Source organism: Janibacter zhaoxuefangae, assembly GCF_050271985.1.
Lineage (GTDB): Bacteria > Actinomycetota > Actinomycetes > Actinomycetales > Dermatophilaceae.
In genome coordinates this window covers 612,391-638,516 of sequence record NZ_CP189849.1, presented here as the reverse complement: position 1 = coordinate 638,516, position 26,126 = coordinate 612,391, and the positions used below count along the sequence as shown (strand labels likewise).

The following is a 26,126-nucleotide window of genomic DNA, read 5'->3' as shown; positions in this document are numbered from 1 at the left end:
GATTTTGGGCTACGAATGCCCATCGCGAGTGGGCTGCCGGGCGTGGCGGATGCGCGCCGTTAGGCTGCCGTGGTGCGAGATCTGAAGAGCCTGACCCGTGGCGCGGCGCGCCGCGCCTACCGTCTGCAGCAGCGACTCCGGGCGGGCCGACGCCCCGTCTCGGAGGTCGACGGCCGGTCCGCCGCGGACGTCACCGCCCAGCTCTCCGCCCTGACGGAGACCGGCGATCACGCCGGCGCCATCGCCCTCGCGACCACCCAGCTCGCGTCCTCGCTGTCCGGCGACGCCGCCTTCCTCGACCAGGTTCGCGCCTCGGCCTCGAAGGCCGGCGCGATGTCCCTGCAGCGGGAGGCGACGGCGCTGCGCCTCTCCGGCGCGCGGGGCGCCCTGGACGGCCCGGCACTCGAGCGGGTGGAGCGTGCCGGTCGCCTGCTCGACGGCCGCTGGTTGGAGACGAGCGCCGACTGGCGGCCCACCGTCGACCCCGCGGTGCTCACCACCCTGGCGCCGGTGACGGATCCCCGGCCGGGGCGGATCCTGCACGTCCTCAAGATCTCGATGCCGCACCGGCAGAGCGGCTACTCCGTGCGCTCGATGTACACGCTCGTCGCCGAACGGGACGGCGGCCTCGACCCGGTGGCCGTCACGGCCCTCGACTTCCCCTCGTCGGTCGGGGTGACCGACGCCCCCGAGCAGGAGGACGTCGCGGGCATCCCCCACCACCGTCTCGAGCGGGACCGGACCCCCGACCGGGAGCCGGCGGACGAGCATCTGGACGCCTGGGCCACCGAGCTCGCCCGCGTCGTGTCGCGCGAGCGACCTTCCGTGATCCACGTCCACTCGGGGCAGCGCGGCTACGACGCGGCGCTCGTCGGCCTCGCGGTCGGGCAGGCCCTCGGTGTGCCCGTCGTCTACGAGGTGCGGGGCTTCTTCGAGGCGCTGTGGACCAAGGACCTCGCGTGGGCCGAGCAGTCGGAGGTCTATCGCCGACGCCGCGACACCGAGACGCGCTGCATGATGGCCGCCGATGCCGTCGTGACGCTGAGCGAGTCGATGCGCGCCGACATCCTCGAGCGTGGTGTGCCGGCCGATCGCGTTCACGTCGTCCCCAACGGCGTCGACACGACCGCCTTCGCGCCGCGCGAGCGTGACCCCGAGCTCGTCGCCCGCCTCGGCCTCGAGGGCCGATTCACCTTCGGCTACGTCAGCAACCTCGACCACTACCGCGAGGGCCAGGAGCTCCTCATCGACGCGGCCGTCGCGCTGCGCGAGCGAGGCATCCCCGCGACCGCCCTCATCGTCGGCGACGGCACCCGGCGCTCCTTCCTCGAGGCGCACGCGGCCGCCGTCGGCGCGGGTGACAGCGTCATCTTCACGGGCAAGGTGCCGCACGACAGCGTGCTCGACCACTACTGCCTGCTCGACGTCTTCGTGATCCCGCGCGTCGACGAGCGGGCGGCGCGGCTCGTCACCCCACTCAAACCCTTCGAGGCGATGGCAGCGGGGATCCCGCTCCTGGTCTCGGACCTGCCGGCGCTCGTCGAGATCACGGGCAACGGGAGCCGAGGGGCATCCTTCGCGGCCGGCGACGGGGTCGCCCTCGCGGACGCCCTCGAGCACCTGCACGCCGACCCCGCCCGCCGGGCCGCCCTGGCCGAGGCCGGGCGCGACTGGGTCGTGCGCGAGCGCCAGTGGTCCTCCAACGGGCCCCGCTACCGGGCGATCTACGACGAGGTCCTCGCCCGCCGGTGATCCGTCGGGCCCGGCCGCCTCAGATGTCGACGTGCGGTCGCGGATCCCCGAAGAAGACGACGCGACCCGAGCGGTTCATCATCGCCGTGTCCGCCACCGGCCACGTGTGCGCGTGCCGGTCGGTGCCGCGGATGCTGACGAAGTTGAACCGGTCGCTGGAGTAGGTCTCGATGCCGGCCTGGCGGGCTCGGGTGAGGATGTCGGTGTCGACCGCGCGCGGCAGGTCGCCGAAACGCAGCTCGCGCGCGACGTCCCCGTCGAAGAGCATCGCCCCGCCCTGGACGAGCCGCTCCCGGCGGTGTTCGGCGGTCGGGAAGCGCAGGATGACGGCCCCCGAGGAGCGCAACCACACATAGTGGGCCCACTTGCCGACGATGCCGGCACCGGAGTGGTCGAAGGAGTCGACGAGGTCGGTGAGGTAGTGCCGCCCGTAGAAGTTGTCGTCGTCGACCTTGGCGATGTAGCGCCCGTCGGAGGCGTCGATCCCGAGGTTCATGCAGGCCCCGAGGGTCAGGCTCTTGTCGGCCGGGACGACGACGGCGTGCTCGACCCCCTTCTCCCGCAGGCCCTCAGCGACCGTGCGGGGGTCGACGTCGAGGCCGTGGAGCACGAGCACCAACTGGACGTCACCGGTCGCGTTCGCCGCCTGACGCACGATGTTGTCGGCGACGTTGTCGAGTTCGTGGAGGCGGTTGGTCGGCACGATGACGGAGGTGTCGCGACGGCGGGCGGGCCGCTCGATCCCGACCACGCGCTCGATGTCGCGGCTGCGGTGCTCCCACGTGTGCGCGCGGCGGGCGGCTCGGGCCGCGATGAGCGAGTCGCGATCGGTCACCTCGTCCTGCCAGAGGCGGGCGGCGACGTCGAGCCGCAGGGCCTCGGCGTCCTCGGCCACGGTGACGGCCTCGCGCACGTCGCCCGGGAGCAGCCGCGCCGTCGGCTCGTCGACGACCACGGACACCGCGGACGTCGCCGCCTCGATGAGCGGCCAGCCGAGCCGGGCGTCACCGCCGAGGCCGACGACCTCGCGATAGCGCGCGAGGACCGGAGTCCCCGAGGTCAGTGCGTCGTCGTCCGGGGTCCACGTGTCCAGCAGCCCGTGCGGGACGGGGGCGAAGGCAGTGAGGTCCGGGACCTGCGCGCCGAGCAGGGCCGCGGCCGGCTCGCGCCGTGCGTTGGTGCCGCCGAACCGCGGCGAGTGCCGCTGGGGGGAGGCCGCCGGCGGAAGGTGGTGCACCTCGCGCCCGAAGGCCTCGGGAGCCGACCAGGCACGGGCCGTGTCCGCGTCGTCCGCGGCCAACCACACGCGCGAGTCACCCTCGCCCGCGAGCCCGGCGACCAGCCCGGCCACCTCACTCGTCGCGCTCCACGGCGAGCCGGCGCTGGACGTCACCCACACGACGAGCGGCACGCCCGCCGCCACGGCGGCACGAGCGAGTTCGGCGTCGGTGGCGGGGACACGCTTCTGCGCGGGCACCTCGACGAGCGCGAAGGCGGCCCCGTCGAGGGCGCCGGCGACCGTCAAGCCGTCCTCGCCGACGACGCGCAGACCCCACGGCCCGTCGAGCCCCGCCCGCAACCGCGCGCCCGCACCGAGAGCGACGACGGGGGCGTCCTCGGCCTGCATCGGGTCGACGACCCTGACCGGAGCCGTGACCCTGGCCCGCCGGCGCGAGCGCTCGAGAGCCGTGCGCTGGCGCGCCGTCGCCGACCGCAACCGGTCGCGGACCTGCGTGGCCGGACGACGAAGGGGGCCGGGCACCGAGGGGGGGTTCATGACGGGGAAGGCTCCTGCACGGTGTCGGGGTGATTGGCGTCGGGGTGGTTGGCGCCGGAGTGGGTGGCGCCCGGGTGGTCGCCGATGTCGTCGCTGGTGCCGTCGTCGGCCGGCATGCTCCCGGACACGAGACCGGCGATGACCTCTGCCCGAGCGGCGGCGGAGTCGCCGTCGATCCACTCGACCTTCGCCGGGCTCCACGTCCGCAACTCACTCTCGACCGCGGCACGGGTCCAGGCAAGGGCGACGCGACCACCGGACGCCGATCTCGGGGCGGACACGTGGACTCGGTCGACGCTCAGGTCGGCCGGGGGCTGACGGTCGGCGACGAGCACACTCGGGGTGCGCACCCAGAGGGCCCGCGCCCGGATCGGTTCCTCGGGGTGGACCTGGTGGATGGCTCCGGCGTCGATCAGGCCCTGGACGTCCTCGCGCGTGCGTCGACGCGGCCGTCGCCACCACGAGAGATCCTCGCGGTGCAGCACACCGACACGCAGTCTCCGGCTCAGGAGCACGCCGAGGTCGCGCACGAGGGCCCCGGTCTCCTTCGGGTCCGCGAGGTCGTCGACGACGACGACGTCAAGCTCGGGCGCCGGCAGTGCCGCTCCCCCGGTGAGCCAGCGACGCGGTGCGGCGAAGGGGCGAGCCCCCTCGTCGTTGACCCGCTCGAGGTCGGGCAGCGACCCCCTTCCCGCCTCGTCCTCGCGCAGCCGCGCGTGCCACTGGCGATACCCGGCGAGGTAGGCGATGCGCTCGGACGCCGCCCACCCCATGGCGAAGTCCGAGCGGGACAGCGAGTCGGCGCGCAAGCGCACGATCTGGAGCGGGAGGTCGACGACCCGCGGCCGCTCACCGGCGAGCACGGCCAACCGCTCGGCGAACTCCGCGTCACCGCTCTTGCGGACCGGGTCGAAGCCGCCGAGGCGCTCGACGATCTCGCGGCGCACGAGCAGGCTCGAGGCGTTGGTGCGCGTGGCGGGGTAGCCGAGCCACGTCCGACGCAGGTCCGGCAGGCAGCGCACGGCCTCGCTCTCGGTCGCGGCCAGGTCGGGGTCGAGCAGCAGCGGGAGGACCTGCCGCTCGAGGCGCTCGGGGTGGGCCCAGTCGTCGGAGTCGCAGAACGTCACGTAGGCGCCACGGGTCTCCCGCAGGGCGAGGTTGCGCGCGCGATAGGTGCCGCCGTTCTCGGTCACGCTCAACACCCGCACGCGCGGGTCGAGCGCGGCCGCGGCCCGCAATGACGCCGCCTGCTCGGGACCGGAGGCGTCGTCGACGAGGACGAGTTCGAGCGCCGGCCACGTCTGCGCGAGCACGGAGCGCACGGCGGTGGCGAGCTCCGCGTCGGGGGTCCGGTGGACCGACATGACGACGGTGATGAGGGGAAGGTCGGCCCGAGTCACGGCCGCGACGCCAGCGGCCTCGAGTCGGCCGTCGAGCCCGGCACGCAGCGCCGTGGTGGCGGCGGCATCGGTCTCCAGACGATCGAAGGGGGTCGCGCCCGGGCCGTCATCGGGGCCGTGGACGGGACTCAGCACGGGCGCCAAGAGGCCCGCCTCAACCCACCGACGCTGAAGCGCCGCGAGCCACCGGGGGTCCGCATCCGCCTGGTCACCAGCACCGGGATGCCGCAGGTCGGCGCGCAGGTCGGCGGCCACGTCGGCCGGCACCCGGTCGAGGACCGCGAGGTGCCGCTCGAGGGCCTGACCCTCGCCGTGCAGCACGTCGAGCTGGGCCAGGAGCAGCTGCTGCTTGTCCGTGAAGGACCTCGGGCCCGATGCGCTCAGCGCCGCGGCGAAGCGCCGGTGAGCCTCCCGCCGCGACTCCTCGTCCGGCAGGCCGGCGAGGACCTCGGCGAGCGCGAGCCGCCAGGGCGCCCGCCCGCCGACCTCCGCGAGGTGGCGCAGGACCCGCAGCGCGAGCCCCGATCGGGTGCGCAGTGCCGCGGCCGCGACGTCGTCCGGTCCGGCGCCGACCTCGGCCGCGCGCGCATAGGCGGCGGTGAGGTCGTCGAGGCCGGTCGTCGGGGTGGGCCGCAGTCGCGCCCGCACCTGACCGACGATCCGCCGGCGATCCGCCGGGTCGTCGGACCGCGCGAGCCGGACGGCACGGCCGACCAGCTCGCGGGCCCGAGCGACCTTCGGCGGCAGCACGGTCACGCCGTGATGGTGGACGTGTCGATGACGTAGCGGTAGCGGACGTCGCCGGCGACGACCTTCTCGTAGGCGTCGTCGACCTGATCGGCGGAGATGGTCTCGATCGTGGCGCCGATCCCCTTCTCCGCGCAGAAGTCGAGCATGTCCTGCGTGGCCTGGATGCCGCCGATGTTGGAACCGGCGACGACGCGGCTGCCGGAGATGACGCTGCCCGGTCGGATGGACCAGGCCGACGGCGGCAGGCCGACGTTGACGAAGACACCCAGCGGCTTGAGCAGCTTGATGTACATGTCGGCGTCGAGGTCGGCGCTGACCGTGTTGAGGATGACGTCGAAGCTCGACCGCAGCCCCTTGAGCGCGGCCGGGTCGCTCGTGGCGATGTGCGCGGAGGCGCCGAGCGCCACGGAGTCGTCCTTCTTGGCGTCGGTGCGGGAGAGGACGGTGACGTCAGCGCCGAGGGCGGCGGCGAACTTCACGCCCATGTGGCCGAGGCCGCCGAGGCCGACGACGGCCACCTTCGATCCGGGGCCGACGCCCCAGCGCTGCAGCGGAGCCCACGTCGTGATGCCGGCGCAGAGCAGCGGAGCGGCCTCGTCGAGTTCGATGCCGTCGGGGATCCGGCAGACGAAGCGCTCGGAGACGGCCACCTGCTGGCTGTAACCGCCCTTCGTCTCCTCGCCGTCGTAGCCGGTGCCGTTGTAGGTCATCACGGCGCCCTTGGTGCAGTACTGCTCCTCGCCGTCCTTGCAGTACTCGCACTCGCCGCACGAGTCGACCATGCAGCCGACGCCGACGCGGTCGCCGACCTTGTGCTTCGTGACGCCGGCTCCGACGGCGGAGACGGTGCCGGCGATCTCGTGGCCGGGGGTCATGGGGAAGATCGCCTTGCCCCACTCCTCCCGGACCTGGTGGATGTCCGAGTGGCAGATGCCGGCAAAGGCGATGTCGATGAGGATGTCGTCGTCGCGCAGGTCACGGACGGGGACCTGCGCGACCTCGAAGGGGGCGCCGGCGCTGGGGGCCTGCAGTGCGGTGGTGCTGGGCATGGCAATGCTCCTTGTCCTAGGGGTGGGGACTCTCCCCACCGTAGTCGCGCCTCAGAGCTGCGGCAGCAGCGACTCCGCGACCTTGCGGTAGGCGAGGGCCCCCTTCGAGTTGCGGGCGGTCTCAAGGATCGAGTGGCCCGTCGCGGGCGCCTCCGCGAACCGCACGGTGCGCGGGATCGGCGGGTCGAGGACGGGCAGTTCGTAGCGCTCGCCCACGTCGGCGAGGACCTCGCGCGCGTGGTTGCTGCGGCCGTCGAACATGGTCGGCAGGATGCCCATCACGACGAGCTTCTTGTTGAGCAGGCGCTTGACGTCGCGGACGGTGTCGAGGAGCTGGCCGACGCCGCGGTGGCTGAGCATCTCGCACGGCATGGGGATGATCAGGCCCTGGCTGGCGGTGAGGGCGTTGAGCGTGAGGACCCCGAGGCTCGGGGAGCAGTCGAGGATGATGACGTCGTAGTCGCCGCGCACCTCCTCGAGGGCGGTCTGCAGGGCGAACTCGCGTCCGGGGCGGGGCAGCAGTTGCGCCTCCGCGCCGGCCAGGTCGATGGTGCTGGGCAGGAGGTCGACACTGCCCGCCTCGAGGATGGCATCGCCGATCTCGACCTGCCCGAGCAGGACCTCGTTGATCGAACTCTCCACCGCGTCGGGGTCGATCCCGAGGCTGAAGGTCAGGCAGGCCTGCGCGTCGAGGTCGACGAGCAGGACGCGCTTGCCGAGCTCGGCGAAGGCGGCCCCGAGGGAGGCCACGGACGTCGTCTTGGCGACCCCGCCCTTCTGGTTGGCGATCGAGATGATCGTCGCCTTGGTCGTGCGTGCCACGTCTGAGCCCTTCTCGTTGGTCTGGGGACAGTCTCGCAGGCCGATCGGGCCGGTCGGTCAGCCCTGAGCCATCCGGACGAAGGCGGTCACGCTGTCGGCGATCATCTGCACGGCGATCGCGGACAGGAGCAGGCCGGCGATGCGGGTCAGCAGGACGACGCCGCTGTCCTTGAGCACCCGATGGACCACCGAGGCGAAGCGCAGGGCGAGGAAGACGACGGCGAGGGCGCTGGCGAGCGCGAGACCGACGGCGAGGATCTCGGACCCGTCGTCCGCCGCCTGGGCCGCGAGCATGACGGCCACGATGGCGCCGGGCCCGGCGAGCAGCGGGGTGCCGAGCGGGACGAGCGCGACATTGACGCCGACGTCGGCTTGCTGCTCCGACTCCTCCCCCATGAGCAGGTCGAGGGCGACGATGAGCAGCAGGAGACCGCCGGCGCCCTGGAGTGCCGGCAGGGAGATGTGCAGGTAGCCGAGGATCGACTGGCCGAAGAGGGCGAAGGCGGTGATGACGCCGAGCGCGACGAGCGCCGCGCGGCGCGCCGCGACGACGCGCTGCTTGTGCGTGAGGGTCCCGGTCAGCGCGAGGAAGACCGGGACGGCGCCCGGCGGATCCATGATGACCAGCAGCGTGATGAAGACCGAGAGGAAGGTCGTGGTGTCGAGCACGGCGCTCATGCCCGGACCACTCGCGTGTCGCTCGTGGCGGCCGCCTCGAGCGCCTCGAGAGCCTCGGGGACGGTCGTGTTCTCGGCGAGGCGGTTGAGCTTGCCGGTGCCGTGGTAGTCGCTGCTGCCCGTCACCACGAGACCGAGCTCGCGGGCGAGGCCGAGCCCGTGGGCGCGCTCGGCGGGGTCGTGGTCCCGGTGGTCGACCTCGAGGCCGGTCATCCCGGCCGCGGCCATGGCGGCGATGACGTCGTCGTCCACGGTCCGCCCGCGGCGGCCGGCGAAGGGGTGCGCCATGACGGCCACGCCGCCGGCGGCCACGACGAGCTCGACGGCGCGCACCGGGTCGGGCGCGTAGTGCGGCACGTAGTAGGGGCTGCCGCCGGCGAGGAAGGTCGCGAACGCCTCGTCGCGGTCGCGCACGACGCCGTTGGCCACGAGCGCGTCGGCGATGTGCGGTCGGCCGGGGGTCGCGTCGACGCCGAGCTGGGCGCGCACGTCCTCGATGGTGATCGGCACACCGTCGGCGGCGAGCAGGTCGACCATCCGCTGCAGCCGACCGTGGCGACCTTCGCGCGCGAGCGAGAGCTCGGCCGCGAGCTCCTCGTGGGTGGGATCGACGAGGTAGCCGAGCAGGTGGACGCTGACGCCGTGGTGGGAGCAGGACACCTCGACGCCGCGCACGAGGTCGACCCCGTGTCGCAATGCCGCCTCGGCCGCGGACGCCCAGCCACCCGTCGTGTCGTGGTCGGTCAGGGCGAGGGTGGTCACGCCCGCGGCGGCCGCCGCGGCCACGAGTTCGGCCGGGGAGTCCGTGCCGTCACTGACGGTGGTGTGGGTGTGCAGATCGATCATCTCGAGGCCAAGCGTAGGCCCAGCGGAGCCCTCCCCCGGCCACGCCGAGAACTTCTTCGACATTCGTGACAACCATCCGACGTCACCCGGCGTCATGAGGGTGTCGGACGGCGCAGAAGCCGCCCGACACCGCCGGCAGAGTCGCCGGCGCCACAGCATCAGGACAGCAGGGGCTGCCTGACACCGGCACCAGACTTCCAGGGGACATCATGAACGCTCAGACCACCTTCGCCCGGCCCGCCTCCATCGGCGCCACGCTCACCCGGGTCGCCGCCGCCGGCGCGCTCGTCGCCGGCTCGCTCGCCACCGCGGGCGGCGCCCAGGCCGCCGGGTCCGTCCCGACGGCCACCACGGTCACGACGGCCGTCCCGTGGTCGTCGGTCACCGACGGCTGGACGGCCGCGGCCCACCGGGCCACGGGCCTCGAGTCCTGGCGCTCCAGCACCATCCACCTCGTCAGCCCGACCGGCACGCGCTACGCCACCGCGGCGACGATGCCCCGCACCGACGTCATCGAGGGCGTCAGCGACGACGGCCGGCGTCTCGTCACCGTCAAGCGCGGCTCCGGCGACTCGGCCACCGTCTCCGTCCGTGACCTCCGCACCGGCACCCGGACGAGCTTCTCGGCCCCGAGCCTGCTCGACGTCGCGTTCCTCACCCCGGCGGGCGACAAGCTCGTCACGATCAGCGGCAACGGCGAGGCCGACGGGACGAGCGTCCGCGCGGTCAGCCCGACCGGCGGCGTCATCAAGACCCTCCACTCGCCCTCCCGCGGCGACCTCGACACCGTGGCGGCCCTCCCGACCCCGAGCGGCAAGCAGGTCCTGCTGTCGCGCGACGGCCGCCTGCGCCGCATCGATGCCACCACGGGCGCGACCGTCTTCACCTACGCCCGCTCGTCCAGCACCTACACGCAGTGCACGCCCAAGCGCTGGTGGAACTCCACGACCGCCGTCACCGCCTGCAGCAGCGGCTCCGCGTCGACCGTCTACCTGCGCGGCAACGACGGCTCCAGCCGCCGCCTGACGACGCAGGCCGGCAGCATGAAGATCGGCTGGGGCAACGCCTGGTACCACTCGCGGGGCACCGTCGGCCTCGACCTCATGGGCTGCGGCCCCGCCGTCCCGGTCCGGATCGCGACCGGCACGCGGATCACCTTCGGCACCGACGCCGACTCCGCGAGCCTGGTCAACATCGCCGGCGGCCGCGCCCTGGCCCTGACCACGGGCAGCTGCGGTGAGCAGACGGGCATGAGCCTGGTCAACCACGACCTCGGCACCGGCCGCTACCGCACCGTCCTGGGCGGCTCGGCGAACGGTGGCACCGTCACCGGCGCGGCCGTCGTCGCCCGCAACGGCTGACCGCTCCGAGCGAGCGTCTCGCTCGCTCCCGACGCACACCCCCTTCGCTCATCCCTCCATCGAGACTCATGTCACGATGGAGGGATGAGCGAAGAGCAGAAGCAGGCCGACAACCGGGCACGTCCCACCACCTCCGAGTTCCGCGCCTTCGTGGCGGAGGACTGGGCGCCGAGCGACGGGGCGACGCCGCAGCAGCGGGCGTCCGCCCCTTTCGCCGCGGCGCGTCGTGAAGCCCTCAGCGCGGCCCACCCCGGCGACCGGCTCATCATCCCCGCCGGCGGCCTCAAGGTCCGCAGCAACGACTGCGACTACGTCTTCCGCCCGCACAGCGCCTTCGTCCACATGTCCGGTCTCGGTGCCGACACCGAGCCCGACTCGGTCCTGGTCCTCGAGCCCAACGAGGCCGGCGGGCACGACGCGACGATCTACTTCCGCCCGCTCGCGCCGCGCGACTCCGAGGAGTTCTTCGGCGACGCGCGCTACGGCGAGTACTGGGTCGGCGCCCGCCCCACCCTCGAGGAGATGGAGGCGGACACGGGCCTGACGGCGCGGCACATCGACGAGTTCATCGACGCCGCCCTCAAGGACGCCGGCGACACGACCATCCGCCTCGTGCGCGACGCCGACCGGGAGCTCACCACCGACCTGGACGCCCGCCGGACCGCCGCCGGCGCGGAGGCCGAGGGCCTCGAGGCCGCCGACGACGAGCTCGCCCACACGCTCTCCACCCTCCGGATGGTGAAGGACGAGTGGGAGATCGAGCAGATGCAGGCCGCCGTTGATGCGACGAAGGTCGGCTTCGAGGCCGTCATCGACGATCTCGACGACGCCGTCGCGGCCGGGCGCGGCGAGCGCTGGGTCGAGGGCGTCTTCGGCCTCCACGCCCGCCACCAGGGCAACGGCGTCGGCTACGACTCGATCTGCGCCGCGGGCGACCACGCCAACACGCTGCACTGGATCAAGAACACCGGCGAGATCAAGGACGGCGACCTCATCCTGCTCGACGCAGGCGTCGAGGTCGACTCCCTCTTCACCGCCGACATCACCCGCACCCTCCCGGTGAGCGGCACGTTCAGCGACACCCAGCGCGAGGTCTACGACGCCGTCCACGAGGCCCAGCAGGCCGGCATCGACGCCGTCCGACCGGGCGCGAAGTTCAGCGACGTGCACGCGGCCGCCATCGCCGTCATCGCCGAAAAGCTGCACGGCTGGGGCCTGCTGCCCGACGGCGTCTCGGTCGAGGACACCCTCGACAAGGAGCACGGCCAGTACCACCGCCGCTGGATGGTGCACGGCACGAGCCACCACCTCGGCATCGACGTGCACGACTGCGCCATGGCGACGCGCGAGGAGTACATCGACGGCGAGCTCAAGCCGGGCATGGTGCTCACGGTCGAGCCGGGTCTGTACTTCAAGGCGAGCGACCTCAAGGTGCCTGAGCGCTTCCGCGGCATCGGCGTCCGGATCGAGGACGACGTCGTCGTCACCGAGGACGGCTGCCGCAACCTGTCGGAGCACATGCCGCGCTCGTCGGCCGAGGTCGAGGCCTGGATCGCCGAGGTCCGGGCCCGCTGACGTCACGTGCCCGGCGGTCCGGGCCGGGAAACATCCACATGCCCGGGGTGGTCTGCCGGGGCCGGGACATATCCCGGCCCTGAATGACCAGCCCGGCCATCTCAACGAAGGTCGGCCCGGACTCAGGCCGCCAGTCGGAGCGCCCGCTGGATGAGGCCGAGCACCCGCACGGGGTCGTCGAGGTCGGACCACACCAGCCGGACAACGACGTACCCCGCAGCCCTCAGTCGGTCCTCACGCACCTTCTCCGCCCGGAGCGCCATGCGTCCGTCGGCCCCGCCGTACTTGAGGATCCCGTCGAACTCGACGACCACCCGATCGCCCACCAGGAAGTCGACCCTCCCGATGAGGCCCTTGTCGTCGCGGACGACCACCTGGCTGCGCACCGCAACACCCAGGTCGGAGAGCAGCACACGCGTGCGGGTCTCGCCCACCGACTCGCACGCGGGGTCCGCCGCCTTCACGACGCGGGCCATCCGAGATCGCGCACGCGGGCCGATCTGCAGCACCGCTGCCGCCGACTCCAGCTGCTCGCGCGTCACCCGACGCTCATGGAGCGCCCGATCGAGGCACACGACACCCGGCACCACGCCGTGCTCGACGACGACCTGGACGATGGCCGTGGCGACGGGGACGACGGCCAGTCCGGCCACGACCTCCGGCTCCAGGCGCTCAGGACGGGGATGCAGCCGCACCCCGCCGCGGGTGCGGGTGCGTCCCCCTGCGCCGAGGACGTCGACGACGTCGGTCGGGACGCCCCACAGCGGCAGACCGTGCACCGCCGCCGCGCTGCCGTGCGAGGCCACCGATCCCGGACGGTCCAGGAGCGTCGCGCGGGTGCGCAGCGTCAACCGTTGCTCGGGCGTGGCCTCCTTCCACGTCGCCGCCTCGACGAAGAGGCCCCTTCTCAGCCGCTTCACGGTGCGCTGACGAAGGAGCGCGGCCACCTCGGGGGCATCGATGTCGATCGAGCGCAGCATCTCGGTCGTGCAGACCTGGGCCTGTGCGGTCAGCAGGGCTCGCAAGCGCGTATCCATCACGCCATCCTCGCGGGGCTGCCTTCACCTTCGCTGGCGTCATCCACAGGCTCCCGCGGTCCGGGATGCTCCGATTCGGCCGAGACGACACACGTGGGCCGGGACATGTCGCGGCCAGACCGGATCAGCCCGGCCCTGACGATCCGTTCCGGCCTGGACGATCTCCGCCGGCCCGGATGCCCCTCGAGCACGTTCGGGAAGGGCGCGGTGTGGCCGGGTCAACACGCCTAGGCCACCCCACGACGCCTGCCGTGCGCGAAGATGGCCGGGATCCCCCTTCGCCCGAACGAAAGGCACCGCGCCATGTCCACCAAGACGGTCCCCGGCAACTACTTCGAGGACTTCTCGGTCGGTCAGGAGATCCGGCACGCGACGCCGCGCACGGTCACCGAGGGTGACGTGGCGCTCTACACCGCCCTCTACGGCAGCCGGTTCGCGGCGACGAGCGCGGCGACCTTCGCGGAAGCCATCGGGTTCGCCGCTCCCCCGGTCGACAGCCTCCTCGCCTTTCACCTCGTCTTCGGCAAGTCCGTCCCCGACATCTCGCTCAACGCCGTCGCGAACCTCGGCTACGCGGGCGGCCGCTTCGGGGCGCCGCTGGTCGTCGGTGACACGGTCTCGACGACCTCCACGGTCATCGGGCTGAAGGAGAACAGCAACGGCCGCACCGGCGTCGTGTACGTCAACTCCGTCGGGGTGAACCAGCGCGGCGAGATGGTCGTCGACTACGTCCGCTGGGTCATGGTGCACAAGAAGGACCCGGCGTCGCCGGCGCCCGAGACCGTCGTCCCCGAGCTGCCCGGCGCCGTGGCCGCCGAGGACCTCGTCGTCCCCTTCGCCCTCACCGGCCGCGACTACGACACCGTCCTCGCGGGCTCCCCCTTCCTGTGGGACGACTACGAGGTCGGCGAGCAGATCGACCACGTCGACGGGATGACCATCGAGGAGTCCGAGCACATGCTCGCGACCCGGCTGTACCAGAACACCGCCAAGGTCCACTTCAACCAGCACGCGCAGGCCGCGGCCAAGATCGGCCGCCGCCTCATCTACGGCGGCCACATCATCAGCCTCGCGCGGGCGCTGTCCTTCAACGGGCTGGCCAACGGCCAGATGATCGCGGCGATCAACGCCGGCGCGCACGCGAACCCGACCTTCGCCGGCGACACCATCTACGCGTGGTCCGAAGTGCTCGAGCGCCTCGAACTGCCCGGCCGCACCGACGTCGGTGCGCTGCGGTTGCGGACGGTCGCGACGAAGGACGCTCCGTGCGCCGACTTCCCGTACAAGGACGAGGACGGCACGTACCTGCCGCAGGTCGTGCTCGACCTCGACTACACGGTCCTCATGCCGCGTCGGGGCTGAGCCCCCACCCACCGAGGACGGCGGGCGTCACCGCCGGAAGGCCTGCACGAGCAGGGCGTGCTCGATCCCGGCGCCGGCGCTCTGGTCCTGGGCTCGCACCCGTTCCGCCCCGCCGCCGAGGATGAGCTGGAGGAGTTGCGGCGGCTTCGGGAAGTCGTCGGGTAGCACGTCGTTGTAGGCGCGGTGCTCCTCGAGCGACGCGACCGCCGCGTCGTAGTGCCCGGTGACGTCGACGAAGTGGGTCGGCCGAGCCGCGCCGGCGACGAGGATCAGCCCCACGTGCCACGGTTCGAGGCCCTCGTCGTCCAGGATCTCGGGGAAGATCCACCGGTTGCCCGCGTCCGCGCAGGCGTCCAACGTCGCGAGCCCGACCGCGCGGTGGTCAGCCTGATTGAGCATGCCGCCGACGAACATCAGCTCGTAGGGGCCGGCCACGACGACGTTCGGGCGGCGACGGCGAATCTCGCGGGCGATGTCCCGACGCAGGTCGAGGCCGTACTCGATCATGCCGTCGCGGTGCGTGCCGAAGGCGACCTCCTCGACGCCGACGACGCGGCCCGCCGCCCGCTCCTCCGCCTCGCGGGTCGGCCCGGCGTCGCGCGGGTGCATCGTGTCGATGCCGGCCTCGCCGCGGGTGAGCAGGAAGTACGTGACCTCCTTGCCCGCCGTCGTCCAGCGATCCACGGCGGCCGAGGTGCCGTACTCGATGTCGTCCGGATGGGCGACGACGCACAGCACCCGCTCGAAGTCCTCGTCCAGGGGCTCGATCCGGTCCTGCTGCGCCTCACTCATGCGATCGACGCTACGCCCGTCACCGGCCCGGCACACCGGGTTTGACGGCTCTCAGGCCGGCGGCTGCTCGGGCGTGCCCGCCTCGCGGCGCTGCTGCGCCTCGTACTGGGCGCGCGCCTGCTCCTGGGAGCGCCGCACCTGCTCCTGCGCCGCGCGCATCGGATCCATCTCGGCGAGCAACTCCCGACCGCGGGTGACGAACTTGTGCTCCACGAGCACCTCGTATCGCGTCGCGACGACCTGACTGATCGACGTGAAGTCACGCTGACCGCCGGTGGCCTTGTACCCGAGGAACGCCCAGACGAGTCCGAACACGGCACCCATGAGGACGCTGCTCACGAAGGGGACCAGCCACGACTGCTGGGTCTCGAAGAGGGAGAGCACGATGCCGACGAAGGAGCCCAGCCAGGCTCCCGACAACGCACCGCCGAGCAGCACCCGCCCCATCGTCAGACGGCCCGTCACCCGCTCGACCTGCTTGAGGTCGGTGCCGACGATCATGACGTTCTCGACCGGGAACTCGTGGTCCGACAGATAGTCGACGGCGCGCTGCGCCTGGGTGTACTCGTCGAAGGTGGCGAGCGACATCGGGTAGTCGAGGGTGAGGATCTGGCGGGCGTTACCGCCGAGCCCGGCGGCAGTGGGTTGCGTGCTCATGGATCGATTGTCCCACTGCGCCGGGCGTGGTCGCGGCTCAGCCCTTGAGCGGGTAGTCCTTGAGGATCGAGCGACCGATGATCATCTTCTGGATCTCGGCCGTGCCCTCACCGATGAGCAGCATCGGCGCCTCGCGGTAGAGGCGCTCGATCTCGTACTCCTTGGAGTAGCCGTAGCCACCGTGAATCCGGAAGGACTGCTCGACGACGTCGGCGCAGTACTCGGCGGCCAGGTACTTCGCCATCCCGGCCTCGAGGTCGTTGCGCATGCCGCTGTCCTTGAGCTTGGCGGCCTTGACCATCATCTGGTGGGCGGCCTCGACCTTCGTCGCCATGTCGGCGATGCGGAAGAGGATCGCCTGGTGGTCGATGATCTTCTTGCCGAAGGTCTCGCGCTGCTGGGCGTAGCTGATCCCCAGCTCGAACGCGCGGCGCGAGAGGCCACAGGCGCGGGCGGCGACGTTGACGCGGCCCACCTCGACGCCATCCATCATCTGGTAGAAGCCCTTGCCCGGCTCGCCGCCGAGGATCTGGTCGGTGGTCGTCTGGTAGCCGTCGAAGATGAGTTCGGTCGTGTCGACGCCCTTGTAGCCCATCTTCTCGATCTTGCCGGGGACGGTGACGCCCGGCGCGGTCTCGCCGAAGCCCGCTTCCTTCTCGACGAGGAAGGTCGTCATGTTCTTGTAGACGCTCTCGGCGCCGAGGTCGGTCTTGACGAGGACTGCCACGAGGGTGCTCGACCCACCGTTGGTGAGCCACATCTTCTGGCCGTTGATGGTCCAGTTCTCGCCCTCCCCCTTCGTCGCCTTGGTCTTGATGGCGGAGACGTCGGAGCCGAGCGCCGGTTCGGACATCGAGAAGGCGCCGCGGACCTCACCGGTGGCCATCCGCGGGAGGTACTTCTGCTTCTGCTCCTCGGTGCCGTGCTGGAGCAGCATGTAGGCGACGATGAAGTGGGTGTTGATGATGCCGGAGACGCTCATCCAGCCGCGGGCGATCTCCTCGACACACAGCGCGTAGGTCAGCAGCGACTCACCGAGACCCCCGTACTCCTCGGGGATCATCAGGCCGAAGATCCCCATCTCCTTCATGCCCTCGACGATCTCCGTCGGGTACTCGTCCTTGTGCTCCAACTCGGTGGCGACGGGGAGGATCTGCTCGTCGACGAACTGGCGCACCAGCTTGATGAGCTCCTGCTGCTCCTCGCTGAGGCCATCCGTGGTCTGGAGTCGGGACATGCGTTGATCGCCACCTTGTGTTGTCGTCATGGGGAGGGTCGCGGGGGACCACGTCGCAGTATGCCGCGAAGGTCGCCCCGTCCCACCCCCTGTCCGCGGTGAGATGCGGCACGTCAGGTGGGCAGTGCCCCGATCGCCGCGTAGAACGCCGAGCTCGGGACGAGGCCGAGGGCGGTGCCCAGGAGGTAGGGCCGGAGGCCGATGGCGAGGACGCCGCACGCGATGCTCAACGGCCCGAAGGGGGTCACCGGGATGATCCGCAGCACGAGGACCGACCACAACGAATGGTCCGCGAGCCGGCCGCGCCACTCGTCGAGGCGCCCATCGGACGCGCGCTCCGCCCAGTCAGGCCCGAGGGGGCGGGCTGCGACGTAGGCCACGCCCGCCCCCACCGTCGCCCCGATCGTCGTGAGCAGCGTCCCCTCGACGACGCCGAAGAGGACCCCGGCGAGCACCGACAGCGCTGCCCCCGGGCCGGGGATGAGGCAGATGACGGCCGTCGCGAGGGTGAAGACGACCGGCCCCCACACGCCCGCGCGACGGACGGCGGCCTGCACCTCGTGGACGTCCGGCACGCCGAAGACGACGAACCATCCCCCGACCAGCAGCAGGAGAGTGAGGGAGGGGAGGACGCGCAGCACCCGCCAAGGCTAGAGGCTCGCGCCCCGGCCTCCTCTGGCGCACGCCCCCCGAGGTCCGAGGCCGAACCCGCTGCGACAAATGCAGTGGCGGGCCCCCATGACCGGCGGTCACGCTGGACCCATGACCGCATCCCCGCAGGACGACTTCTTTGCTGTCGACTCGCGCCCCGACGGGCCGCCCGAGGGCGAGCGCTGGTCGACGTGGGAGACCTCGACGCACGGCCCGACGCCTCGGCCCGACTGGGTCATCACTGACCTCGGCGCCGTCGACAGCGACCTCGGCGTGCTCAAGACGGGGAAGGAGGCGGACGTCCACCTCGTGCGTCGCTGGGTCCCGGACGGCACCCCCGATCCCACCCGGCAGGTCATCATGGCCGCCAAGCGGTTCCGCTCGAGCGACCATCGCCTCTTCCACCGGGACGCCGGCTACCTCGAGGGCCGCCGCGTCCGACGCAGCCGCGAAATGCGGGCGATGAGCCGCCGCACCGACTTCGGTCGCGAACTGATCGCGGGCCAGTGGGCCGGGGCGGAGTTCCACGCTCTCGGTCAGCTGTGGGCCGCCGGGATCCCCGTCCCCTATCCCGTGGAGCTGAGCTCGACGGAGATGCTCATGGAGTTCATCGGCCGCGACGGCGTGGCCGCGCCCCGCCTCGCCGCCGTCCGGGCGAGCCGCGCCGAGCTGCCGGACCTCTTCGACCAACTGCGCACGGCGATGCTCGACGTGGCCGCCCTGGGCTGGGCCCACGGCGACCTCTCCCCCTACAACGTCCTCGTCCACGACGGCCGGCTCGTCCTCATCGACTGGCCCCAGCTCGTGGACCTCATCGGCAACCCGCAGGGTTTCGCGTTCCTCGAGCGCGACGCCCTGACGATGTGCCGCTGGTTCGCGACGAAGGGGTTCGATGCCGACGCCTCCCTGCTGATCGGCGACCTCGTCGCTGCCGCCACCGCCCGGTTCTGACCCGGGCGACAGGCATGGCGAAGGGGACGGGCTGAGCCCGTCCCCTTCGTCATGCCTGTCATCGTGCCTGTCGCCGTGTCCGGCGACGTGTCAGTACACCCAGACGGCGCGGCCGATCGGCATGAGGTTCTTCCACCACACGTAGTTGATGGCCTTGTTGCTCATCCGGCAGCAGCCGTGCGAGGCGGGGTAGCCCGGGATCGACGTCGACCCGTGGAAGGCGATGCCGCCGTTGAAGTACCGCGGACGCCACAGCTCACCGAGCGCGGCGACGCGCATGCCGTCGATCGCGCGGGTGATCTTGAAGCGGCCGCTCGGGGTCGTCGCGTAGGCCCAGTAGCCGTCGGACGACCAGTAGCGCTTGTTGTTGCCCGTGCTCGTGTTGAAGACCCACTTCACCCGGCCATCCTCGACGACGAGGATCACCTGACGACCCTTGTTGACCTCGATGATGTTGCCGCTCGTGGTCCGGGCCTTGGGGCGGTAGATCGAGTAGACGGCCGACCACGTCATGGGACCGCAGACCCCGTCGCGGGTCAGGCCGCGCATCTTCTGCAGCGCCATGACGGCCTGCTGCGTGGTGTCGTCGTAGACACCATCGGTCTTGCGAGTCCAGTACCCAGCGGCATTCAGCCGCTTCTGCAGGTTGGCGACCCACCAGCCGGTGTCCCCCTGCGAGAGGGTCGGGCGGGTGGCGGCCTCGGCCGCTGTGGTGGTGGCCGCGACGCCGGTGGCCCCCACCACAGCCGTGGCGGCAACCGACTGGAGCGCGGTACGACGATTGAGTTCCATGGTGTTTCTCCCCCGATTCGGGTGGGTGGGCGCCCCACGCGCCCCCTCACCACTGATGACGCCCGAGGAGCCCGTTCGGTTGCCCTCGGACAGGAAAAATCATACGTCCGTGGGCTGACGACGATGTACCGGTCTCCACGAGCGCGGTACCCGATCAGACACCAGCGCGGGCACCCGGGTCGCCCCAGGTGCCCGCGCCGAACGTCCCGACCTCAGCCTCGCGCGGAGATGACCTCATGGGTGTCGAGCACCCGTCGCGCCACGTCGACGTGCAGGTTCTCGATCATCTTGCCGTTGTGCGTGATGACACCCTTGCCGGCACCGGCCTCCCATGCGGCGAGGATGCCGCGGGCGTCTGCCACGGCCTCCTCGCTCGGCGCGAAGGTCGTGTTGCACACCTCGACCTGACCGGGGTGGATCAGGGTCTTGCCGTCGAACCCGGCGTCACGCCCCTGCTGGCACTCGGCCGCAAAACCCTCCGCGTCCTTGACGTCGTTGTAGACGCCGTCGAGGATCGCGATCCCCGCGGCACGCGCGGCGAGCAGGGACAGCGACAGGGACGTCAGCAGCGGCGCGCGCCCGGGGACATGGTCGGCGCGCAACTCCTTGACGAGGTCGTTGGTCCCCATGACGAGAACGGCCAGCCGCGGTGACGCCGTGGCGATCTCGCGGACGTTGAGGACGGCCTCGGGCGTCTCGATCATCGCCCACAGCGTGGTGTGCGACGGCGCACCTGCCGCCTCGAGGGCCGCGACGAGCTGACGCACCTCGTCGGCCGTGTTCACCTTGGGCACGACGACGCCGTGCGGTCCGGCCTTCGCGGCGGCGGCGAGGTCGTCGTCGTGCCACGGGGTGCCGATCGCGTTGACCCGGATCGTCAGGTCACGAGTGCCGTACTCGCCCGACGCGACGGCCGCGCAGGCCTGCTCCCGAGCGGTCGGCTTGTCATCCGGCGCGACCGCGTCCTCGAGGTCGAGGATCAGCGCGTCGACCGGCAGCGTCTTGGCCTTCTCGAGCGCGCGGGCGTTGGAGCTCGGCATGTAGAGCACCGAGCGGCGGGGGGTGTAGGTGTCCGTCATGACAGCTCCTCAGGCCTGGTCGGCGGCGGTCGCGGTGGGGGCGTAGAGCTCGGCGAGGGTCGGGTCGTTGGCCGACAGTCGCTCGGCGAGCTCGAGGATGACGAGGCACTGCTTGAGGCTCGCGTCGTCCTCCATCTTGCCGTCGAGCATGACGGCGCCCGTCCCGTCACCCATGGCCTCCTTGACCCGGCGGGCGTGCGCGACGTCGGCGGCCGACGGGCTGTAGACCCGCTTGGCGATCTCGATCTGGACGGGGTGCAGGCTCCACGCACCGACGCAGCCGAGGAGGAAGGCGTTGCGGAACTGGTCCTCGCACGCGACCACGTCCTTGATGTCGCCGAACGGGCCGTAGTACGGGAAGATCCCGTGCATCGCGCAGGCGTCGACCATCCGGCTGATCGTGTAGTGCCACAGGTCCTGCTGGTGGATCGCGCGAGCGCCCTGGATGTCCGGCTGCCCGTCGGCGCCCGCCGTCGGGTCCTCACGCACCAGGTAGCCGGGGTGACCACCGCCGACGCGGGTCGTCTTCATTCGGCGGTCGGCCGCGAGGTCGGCCGGGCCGAGGGAGATGCCCTGCATGCGCGGGCTCGCCCCGGCGATCTCCTCGACGTTCGCGACGCCGCGGGCCGTCTCGAGGATGGCGTGGACGAGGATCGGCCGGGTCAGGCCGGCCTTCGCCTCGAGCTGGGCGAGGATCCGGTCCACGTAGTGGATGTCCTCGGGGCCCTGCACCTTGGGCACCATGATGACGTCGAGTTTGTCGCCGATCTCCGTCACGAGCGTGGTGAGGTCGTCGAGCACCCACGGGCTGTCGAGCGCGTTGACGCGGGTCCACAACTGAGTGTCGTCGCCGAAGTCGGTCGCCTTCGCGATCTCGACGAGGCCGGCGCGGGCCGCGTCCTTCTTGTCGGCCTTGACGGCGTCCTCGAGGTTGCCGAGGAGGACGTCCACGGTGCCGATGAGGTCGGGGACCTTGGCGGCCATCTTCGGGTTGCTCGGATCGAAGAAGTGGATCATCCGCGAGGGACGGGCCGGCACCTCCGTGATCGGGTCGGGCGCCCCGACGGCGAGGGGGCGGAAGAAGTCCTTGGCGCTGCGCATGCGGGGGTGCTCCTGGCGGGGTCGACGTGGGGACGGGCGCCCGGCACTCGGCCCGGCACACTGCGACGGAACCTAGCAGCGCGGCAGCACGCCGCGTTATGACTCAGTTCACGACGACGAGTCAGCCGAGGACGAAGGGGTGGCGCCGGTGCGCACGGCCGCCCGGACGTCGGCGAGGGTCGCCGTCGAGCGCCGCGCGTCCCCCGGAGTCAGGACGATCGATCCCCCGCCACGCGGCTCGACGCGGTCCCCACGAACGAGGAAGGTGCCGGAGTCGCCGCCGACCGGGATGGCGAACGTGTCGTACGAGTCGATGCCGGGAGCGTCGCCACCCGTCAACAGGTGCAGCCCCAGGACGAGATCGTCGCCGACCGCGGGCGGTGTCGACCCCTCCAGGCGCTCCTGCGGCCAGGCCACGACGAGCGGATCGGGCGCCTGCCCGGCGAGCTCCTCCTCGACCTCGATCTCGTAGAAGGCCATTGTCACCCCGTCGGCGTCCTCGGCCGCCTCGTCGTTGCCCCCGCCGTCGAACTCCGTCCCCAGCAGCGCGGACACCTCCCCGTGCACGACCACGTCGGAGCCCTCCGCCACCTGCGAGACCGACTCGTACGGCCGATAGGACGTGTCGGGGTCCATCGCGGAGCACCCGGCGAGCGCCACGCTGCCGAGGCTGCCGACGAGGAGCACGGCAAGGGCAGGGCGAAGGGGGGTGAGGGCTCGGCGCACATCCCCAGTATCGCCACTAGAGTCGGGCGCATGAGCGGCGGTGACGGTCGACGAGGTGCTGGCGGGCAGGACGCGGGCGAGCGCACGCAGCCCGAGGTGGCGCCCGCCCAGGCAACACCGGCAACCACGCCCCCGGTCAACGTCACGGCCCTGGTGGCGGAGGCGGCGTCGAAGTCCGGCCTCCTCTGGGTGACGGTCGAGGGGCGCGCCCGCGCGGCGTGGCACGTCTGGGACGGCGAGCGCATCTGGCTCGTGAGCGGCCCCGGTGAGCAGCACCTGCCCGCCCTCCCCGACCGGGTCGACGTCACCTTCCGCAGCACCTCCACCGGCGGCCGCCTCGCGACCGTCGCGACGCACACCCAGGTCGTCGCCCCGGACACCGAGGAGTGGGAGGCCGGCGCGACCGCGCTCAAGGCCTCCCGTCTCAACGCCACCGACGACGTGCTCGCGCGCTGGCGCGAGCAGTGCACGGTGTACGCGCTGCGTCCCTTCGGGATGCCCGGCGAGGCACCGGGCCGGCACTCCTCCGACCGTGTCGGCGGCGAGGTCCTCCCTTCGGCCGCCGCCACCGCGACCTTCCGCCCGCGCCATCTCGGTGGCCGTCGAGGGCGACGTGGCGGCAGGTCGCGCACCGGCCGATAACCTTGCCGATGTGAGTGCACCCTCCCGGTTCTTCGTGGCCCGTCTGGCCAGCCTGAACGTCTTCGACCCCCTCGGGGATCAGGTCGGACGGGTCCGCGACGTCGTCGTCACCTTCCGGGTCGGCAAACAACCCCAGGTGATCGGACTCGTCGTCGAGGTCCCCGGCCGGCGCCGTGTCTTCGTGCCGATGACCCGGGTCACCTCGGTCGACGGCGGTCAGGTCATCACGACCGGCCTGGTCAACATGCGCCGGTTCGAGCAGCGGACCAACGAGACGCTCGTCCTCGCCGAACTCCTCGAGCGTCGGGTCACGGCGCGCACCCCCGAGGGGGAGGTCACCGAGGCGACGGTCGAGGACATCGGGGTCGAGCAGCAGCGCAACCGCAACTGGCAGGTCACCCGCGTCTTTTGCCGCAAGGACTCCCCCAAGTCCTCCCTCTCGGTGCTCTCCCGCCGCCGCGGCGAGACCTTCACGGCCGTCATCGAGGACGTCACCGGCCTGCACGAGGAGCACGCGCCGCAGTCGGCCACGCGACTCCTCGAGGCCTACGAGGACCTGAAGGCGGCCGACCTCGCCGACGTCATCGTCGACCTCGACCCCAAGCGGCGGGCGGAGGTCGCCGCGGCCCTGCACGACGACAAGCTCGCCGACGTCCTCGAGGAGCTCCCCGAGGACGACCAGGTCGAGATCCTCAGCGGCCTGGGTCAGGACCGTGCCGCCGACGTCCTCGAGGCCATGGAGCCCGACGACGCGGCCGACCTGCTCTCGGAGCTGACCGAGGCGCACCGCGAGATCCTGCTCCAGATGATGGCGCCCGACGACGCCGCTCCCCTGCGCCGACTCCTGACCTATCACGAGGACACCGCGGGTGGCCTCATGACCACGGAGCCGATCATCCTCGGCCCTGAGGCCTCCGTGGCCGAGGCCCTCGCCGTCGTGCGACGCGAGGAGATCTCCCCCGCGATCGCCGCCGCCGTCTACGTGTGTCGTCCCCCGCTCGAGACCCCGACGGGCAAGTACCTCGGACTCATCCACATCCAACGGCTGCTGCGCGAGCCACCGCACGCCTCCGTCGGCGGCTTCCTCGACAAGGACATCGACCCGCTCACCGTCGACGCGCCCCTGGACGCCATCACCCGCATGCTCGCGACGTACAACTTCGTCTCGGTGCCGGTCGTCGACGACGACGGGCGGCTGCTGGGCGCCGTGACGGTGGACGACGTCCTCGACCACATCCTCCCCGACGACTGGCGCGAGGAGCGGCACGAGGTGACCCATGACTGAGCGCACGAGTCGCATCGACCAGCCGCGCGAGGCCCGCCGGACCCTGCTGCACAGGCCGACGCTCTTCACCGAGGAGTCCTTCGGCATCCTGTCGGAGCAGTTCGCGCGGTTCATGGGGACGGCGCTCTTCCTCATCGCCATGACGATCTTCGTCGCGGCCTGGATCCTCTGGAACGTCCTCGCCCCGGAGAGTCTCCGGTTCGACCCCTTCCCCTTCATCTTCCTCACGCTCATGCTCAGCCTGCAGGCCTCCTACGCCGCCCCGCTGATCCTCCTCGCGCAGAACCGCCAGACCGACCGCGACCGTGTCGGGCTCGAGCAGGACCGCGCCCGCGACGAGCGCAACCTCGCCGACACCGAGTTCCTCACCCGCGAGGTGGCCTCGCTCCGGCTCGCCGTGCGCGAGTCCGCGACGCGCGACTTCCTCCGCTCGGAGCTCCGGCAACTCCTCGACGACCTCGAGGAGCGCGGCATGGTGGCACCCCCGACGCCGCCGAAGGAGAAGAAGGGCAAGAGCAAGAAGGCCGCCACCGACGAGACGGACACGCCCGTCAACGACGACGAGGGTTGGCCGCACCCTGCGTGACGATGGCCTCATGGGCCCGACCCCGGTCGGGAGCACCCCTCGCGGCGACCTAGCATGGAGGAATGGTCCAGACGCAGTCCCCCGTCTCCGACGAGACGCTCCACACCGCCCTCTCCAACGTCATCGACCCGGAGATCCGGCGACCGATCACCGACCTCGGCATGGTCGAGAGCGCGACCGTCGACGCGGACGGCCACGCGCGGGTCACGATCCTCCTGACGGTCGCGGGCTGTCCCATGAAGGACACCCTGACCAAGGACACCGAGCGCCACGTCGGCGCGATCGAGGGCGTCACGGGCGTGACCGTCACCCTCGGTGTCATGAACGAGGAGCAGCGCGCGGGCCTGCGGGAGCACCTGCGCGGTGGCCAGGCCGAGCGCGAGATCCCCTTCGCGAAGGCGGGCAGCCTCACCCGCGTCTATGCGGTCGCGTCGGGCAAGGGTGGCGTCGGCAAGTCGTCCGTCACGGCCAACCTCGCGGCCTCCCTCGCCGCCGAGGGCCTGAAGGTCGGCGTCGTCGACGCCGACATCTACGGCTTCTCCATCCCGCGCATGCTGGGCGTCGAGCAGCGTCCGACCCAGGTCGACGACATGATCCTGCCGCCCATCTCGCACGAGGTGAAGGTCATCTCGATCGGCATGTTCGTGCCGGGCAACCAGCCCGTCGTGTGGCGCGGGCCCATGCTGCACCGCGCCCTCCAGCAGTTCCTCGCGGACGTCTTCTGGGGCGACCTCGACGTCCTCCTCCTCGACCTTCCGCCGGGCACCGGTGACATCGCCATCTCGGTCGCCCAGCTCATCCCGAACGCCGAGATCCTCGTCGTGACGACCCCGCAGCAGGCCGCCGCCGAGGTGGCCGAGCGCGCCGGGGCCATCGCGGTCCAGACCCACCAGCGCATCGTCGGTGTCATCGAGAACATGTCCTGGCTCGAGCTGCCGGACGGCACCCGCCAGGAGATCTTCGGGTCCGGTGGCGGTCAGGACGTCGCGGACTCCCTCAGCCGGACCGTGGGCGCGCCGGTGGCCCTGCTCGGTCAGGTGCCGCTCGACACCCGCCTGCGCGAAGGGGCGGACCACGGCACCCCGGTCGTCCTCGGCGCCCCCGACAGCCCGGCTGCCGTCGCGCTGCGCGGCGTCGCCCGCGGGCTCGCGTCCCGTTCGCGCGGGTTGGCCGGCCGTTCGCTGGGACTCACGCCCAGCGGTCGCTGAGCCGCGGCCCT

The 26,126-nt window shown here is 71.8% G+C and carries 24 protein-coding genes; 9 read left to right on the top strand and 15 right to left on the bottom strand.

The genetic code is table 11. The features are described from left to right. Positions 1 to 72: 72 nt before the first annotated feature. Positions 73 to 1,752 (top strand): glycosyltransferase family 4 protein, encoded by a 1,680-nt coding sequence (locus ACQBAS_RS03150; RefSeq protein WP_427384938.1) that lies wholly within the window; start codon positions 73 to 75, stop codon positions 1,750 to 1,752. Positions 1,753 to 1,771: 19 nt separating this feature from the next. On the opposite strand, the gene ACQBAS_RS03145 is transcribed toward ACQBAS_RS03150, so the two are convergent. From ACQBAS_RS03145 to ACQBAS_RS03120, 6 genes are read right to left on the bottom strand one after another with little or no spacing between them, the layout of a single operon-like run. Next, positions 1,772 to 3,529: a glycosyltransferase gene (locus tag ACQBAS_RS03145; protein WP_427384937.1), complete on the bottom strand. Its 1,758-nt coding sequence runs from the start codon at positions 3,527 to 3,529 to the stop codon at positions 1,772 to 1,774. Then, a complete protein-coding gene (locus tag ACQBAS_RS03140) occupies positions 3,526 to 5,685 on the bottom strand; it encodes a glycosyltransferase family 2 protein (protein ID WP_427384936.1) in 2,160 nt (719 codons plus the stop codon). The genes ACQBAS_RS03145 and ACQBAS_RS03140 overlap by 4 nt, the downstream gene beginning before the upstream one ends. Then, positions 5,682 to 6,728: an NAD(P)-dependent alcohol dehydrogenase gene (locus ACQBAS_RS03135; protein ID WP_427384935.1), complete on the bottom strand. Its 1,047-nt coding sequence runs from the start codon at positions 6,726 to 6,728 to the stop codon at positions 5,682 to 5,684. Before ACQBAS_RS03135 ends, ACQBAS_RS03140 begins: the two co-directional genes overlap by 4 nt. Before the next feature lie 51 nt (positions 6,729 to 6,779). Then, positions 6,780 to 7,550: a ParA family protein gene (locus tag ACQBAS_RS03130; RefSeq protein ID WP_427384934.1), complete on the bottom strand. Its 771-nt coding sequence runs from the start codon at positions 7,548 to 7,550 to the stop codon at positions 6,780 to 6,782. Positions 7,551 to 7,607: 57 nt separating this feature from the next. Next, positions 7,608 to 8,228 carry a MarC family protein gene (locus ACQBAS_RS03125; RefSeq protein ID WP_427384933.1) on the bottom strand — a complete coding sequence of 207 codons (621 nt, stop codon included), beginning with the start codon at positions 8,226 to 8,228 and terminating at the stop codon, positions 7,608 to 7,610. Then, positions 8,225 to 9,073 (bottom strand): PHP domain-containing protein, encoded by an 849-nt coding sequence (locus tag ACQBAS_RS03120; RefSeq protein WP_427384932.1) that lies wholly within the window; start codon positions 9,071 to 9,073, stop codon positions 8,225 to 8,227. The genes ACQBAS_RS03125 and ACQBAS_RS03120 overlap by 4 nt, the downstream gene beginning before the upstream one ends. Positions 9,074 to 9,282: 209 nt before the next feature. Here ACQBAS_RS03120 and ACQBAS_RS03115 point away from each other — a divergent pair, with 209 nt between their 5' ends. Together ACQBAS_RS03115 and ACQBAS_RS03110 are read left to right on the top strand one after the other, a co-directional pair. Further along, positions 9,283 to 10,434: a hypothetical protein gene (locus ACQBAS_RS03115; RefSeq protein WP_427384931.1), complete on the top strand. Its 1,152-nt coding sequence runs from the start codon at positions 9,283 to 9,285 to the stop codon at positions 10,432 to 10,434. Between the two features lie 84 nt (positions 10,435 to 10,518). Beyond that, a complete protein-coding gene (locus ACQBAS_RS03110) occupies positions 10,519 to 12,009 on the top strand; it encodes an aminopeptidase P family protein (RefSeq protein WP_427384930.1) in 1,491 nt (496 codons plus the stop codon). 122 nt (positions 12,010 to 12,131) lie between these two features. Here the strand turns inward: ACQBAS_RS03110 and ACQBAS_RS03105 are convergent, their stop codons facing one another. Next, positions 12,132 to 13,046, bottom strand: coding sequence for a hypothetical protein (locus tag ACQBAS_RS03105; RefSeq protein WP_427384929.1), 915 nt, complete (start codon positions 13,044 to 13,046; stop codon positions 12,132 to 12,134). Positions 13,047 to 13,349: 303 nt separating this feature from the next. Here ACQBAS_RS03105 and ACQBAS_RS03100 point away from each other — a divergent pair, with 303 nt between their 5' ends. Continuing rightward, positions 13,350 to 14,408, top strand: a complete 1,059-nt coding sequence (locus tag ACQBAS_RS03100) for a MaoC family dehydratase (protein WP_427384928.1) — start codon at positions 13,350 to 13,352, stop codon at positions 14,406 to 14,408. Between the two features lie 27 nt (positions 14,409 to 14,435). Here the strand turns inward: ACQBAS_RS03100 and ACQBAS_RS03095 are convergent, their stop codons facing one another. From ACQBAS_RS03095 to ACQBAS_RS03080, 4 genes are all read right to left on the bottom strand, one after another. Further along, positions 14,436 to 15,200 carry a PIG-L deacetylase family protein gene (locus tag ACQBAS_RS03095; protein ID WP_427384927.1) on the bottom strand — a complete coding sequence of 255 codons (765 nt, stop codon included), beginning with the start codon at positions 15,198 to 15,200 and terminating at the stop codon, positions 14,436 to 14,438. 51 nt (positions 15,201 to 15,251) lie between these two features. Further along, positions 15,252 to 15,857 (bottom strand): general stress protein, encoded by a 606-nt coding sequence (locus ACQBAS_RS03090; protein ID WP_427384926.1) that lies wholly within the window; start codon positions 15,855 to 15,857, stop codon positions 15,252 to 15,254. 37 nt (positions 15,858 to 15,894) lie between these two features. Further along, on the bottom strand, positions 15,895 to 17,094 hold the full coding sequence (locus tag ACQBAS_RS03085; protein ID WP_427384925.1) for an acyl-CoA dehydrogenase family protein: 1,200 nt from the start codon (positions 17,092 to 17,094) through the stop codon (positions 15,895 to 15,897). A gap of 113 nt (positions 17,095 to 17,207) precedes the next feature. Beyond that, positions 17,208 to 17,735 carry a TVP38/TMEM64 family protein gene (locus tag ACQBAS_RS03080; RefSeq protein ID WP_427384924.1) on the bottom strand — a complete coding sequence of 176 codons (528 nt, stop codon included), beginning with the start codon at positions 17,733 to 17,735 and terminating at the stop codon, positions 17,208 to 17,210. Between the two features lie 121 nt (positions 17,736 to 17,856). Between ACQBAS_RS03080 and ACQBAS_RS03075 the strand changes: the two genes are divergently transcribed. Next, the gene (locus ACQBAS_RS03075; RefSeq protein ID WP_427384923.1) at positions 17,857 to 18,696 is read left to right on the top strand and encodes a serine protein kinase RIO; all 840 of its coding nucleotides are present in this window, start codon (positions 17,857 to 17,859) and stop codon (positions 18,694 to 18,696) included. A gap of 90 nt (positions 18,697 to 18,786) precedes the next feature. Here the strand turns inward: ACQBAS_RS03075 and ACQBAS_RS03070 are convergent, their stop codons facing one another. From ACQBAS_RS03070 to ACQBAS_RS03055, 4 genes are all read right to left on the bottom strand, one after another. Next, the gene (locus ACQBAS_RS03070) at positions 18,787 to 19,488 is read right to left on the bottom strand and encodes a L,D-transpeptidase family protein (RefSeq protein ID WP_427384922.1); all 702 of its coding nucleotides are present in this window, start codon (positions 19,486 to 19,488) and stop codon (positions 18,787 to 18,789) included. Positions 19,489 to 19,700: 212 nt separating this feature from the next. After that, positions 19,701 to 20,567, bottom strand: coding sequence for an HpcH/HpaI aldolase/citrate lyase family protein (locus ACQBAS_RS03065; protein ID WP_427384921.1), 867 nt, complete (start codon positions 20,565 to 20,567; stop codon positions 19,701 to 19,703). Positions 20,568 to 20,576: 9 nt separating this feature from the next. Beyond that, positions 20,577 to 21,668, bottom strand: coding sequence for an HpcH/HpaI aldolase/citrate lyase family protein (locus tag ACQBAS_RS03060; RefSeq protein WP_427384920.1), 1,092 nt, complete (start codon positions 21,666 to 21,668; stop codon positions 20,577 to 20,579). A gap of 108 nt (positions 21,669 to 21,776) precedes the next feature. Further along, complete coding sequence (locus ACQBAS_RS03055; protein ID WP_427384919.1) at positions 21,777 to 22,394, bottom strand: hypothetical protein; 618 nt, start codon at positions 22,392 to 22,394, stop codon at positions 21,777 to 21,779. Between the two features lie 30 nt (positions 22,395 to 22,424). Between ACQBAS_RS03055 and ACQBAS_RS03050 the strand changes: the two genes are divergently transcribed. The 4 genes from ACQBAS_RS03050 to ACQBAS_RS03035 all read left to right on the top strand — a co-directional run bounded on the left by ACQBAS_RS03050 (position 22,425) and on the right by ACQBAS_RS03035 (position 26,115). Further along, on the top strand, positions 22,425 to 23,036 hold the full coding sequence (locus ACQBAS_RS03050; RefSeq protein ID WP_427384918.1) for a hypothetical protein: 612 nt from the start codon (positions 22,425 to 22,427) through the stop codon (positions 23,034 to 23,036). 10 nt (positions 23,037 to 23,046) lie between these two features. Next, positions 23,047 to 24,321 carry a magnesium transporter MgtE N-terminal domain-containing protein gene (locus tag ACQBAS_RS03045; protein WP_427384917.1) on the top strand — a complete coding sequence of 425 codons (1,275 nt, stop codon included), beginning with the start codon at positions 23,047 to 23,049 and terminating at the stop codon, positions 24,319 to 24,321. Beyond that, on the top strand, positions 24,314 to 24,907 hold the full coding sequence (locus ACQBAS_RS03040) for a DUF1003 domain-containing protein (protein WP_427384916.1): 594 nt from the start codon (positions 24,314 to 24,316) through the stop codon (positions 24,905 to 24,907). The genes ACQBAS_RS03045 and ACQBAS_RS03040 overlap by 8 nt, the downstream gene beginning before the upstream one ends. A 62-nt stretch (positions 24,908 to 24,969) precedes the next feature. Next, positions 24,970 to 26,115: an Mrp/NBP35 family ATP-binding protein gene (locus ACQBAS_RS03035; RefSeq protein WP_427384915.1), complete on the top strand. Its 1,146-nt coding sequence runs from the start codon at positions 24,970 to 24,972 to the stop codon at positions 26,113 to 26,115. The last annotated feature ends 11 nt before the right edge of the window (positions 26,116 to 26,126 follow it).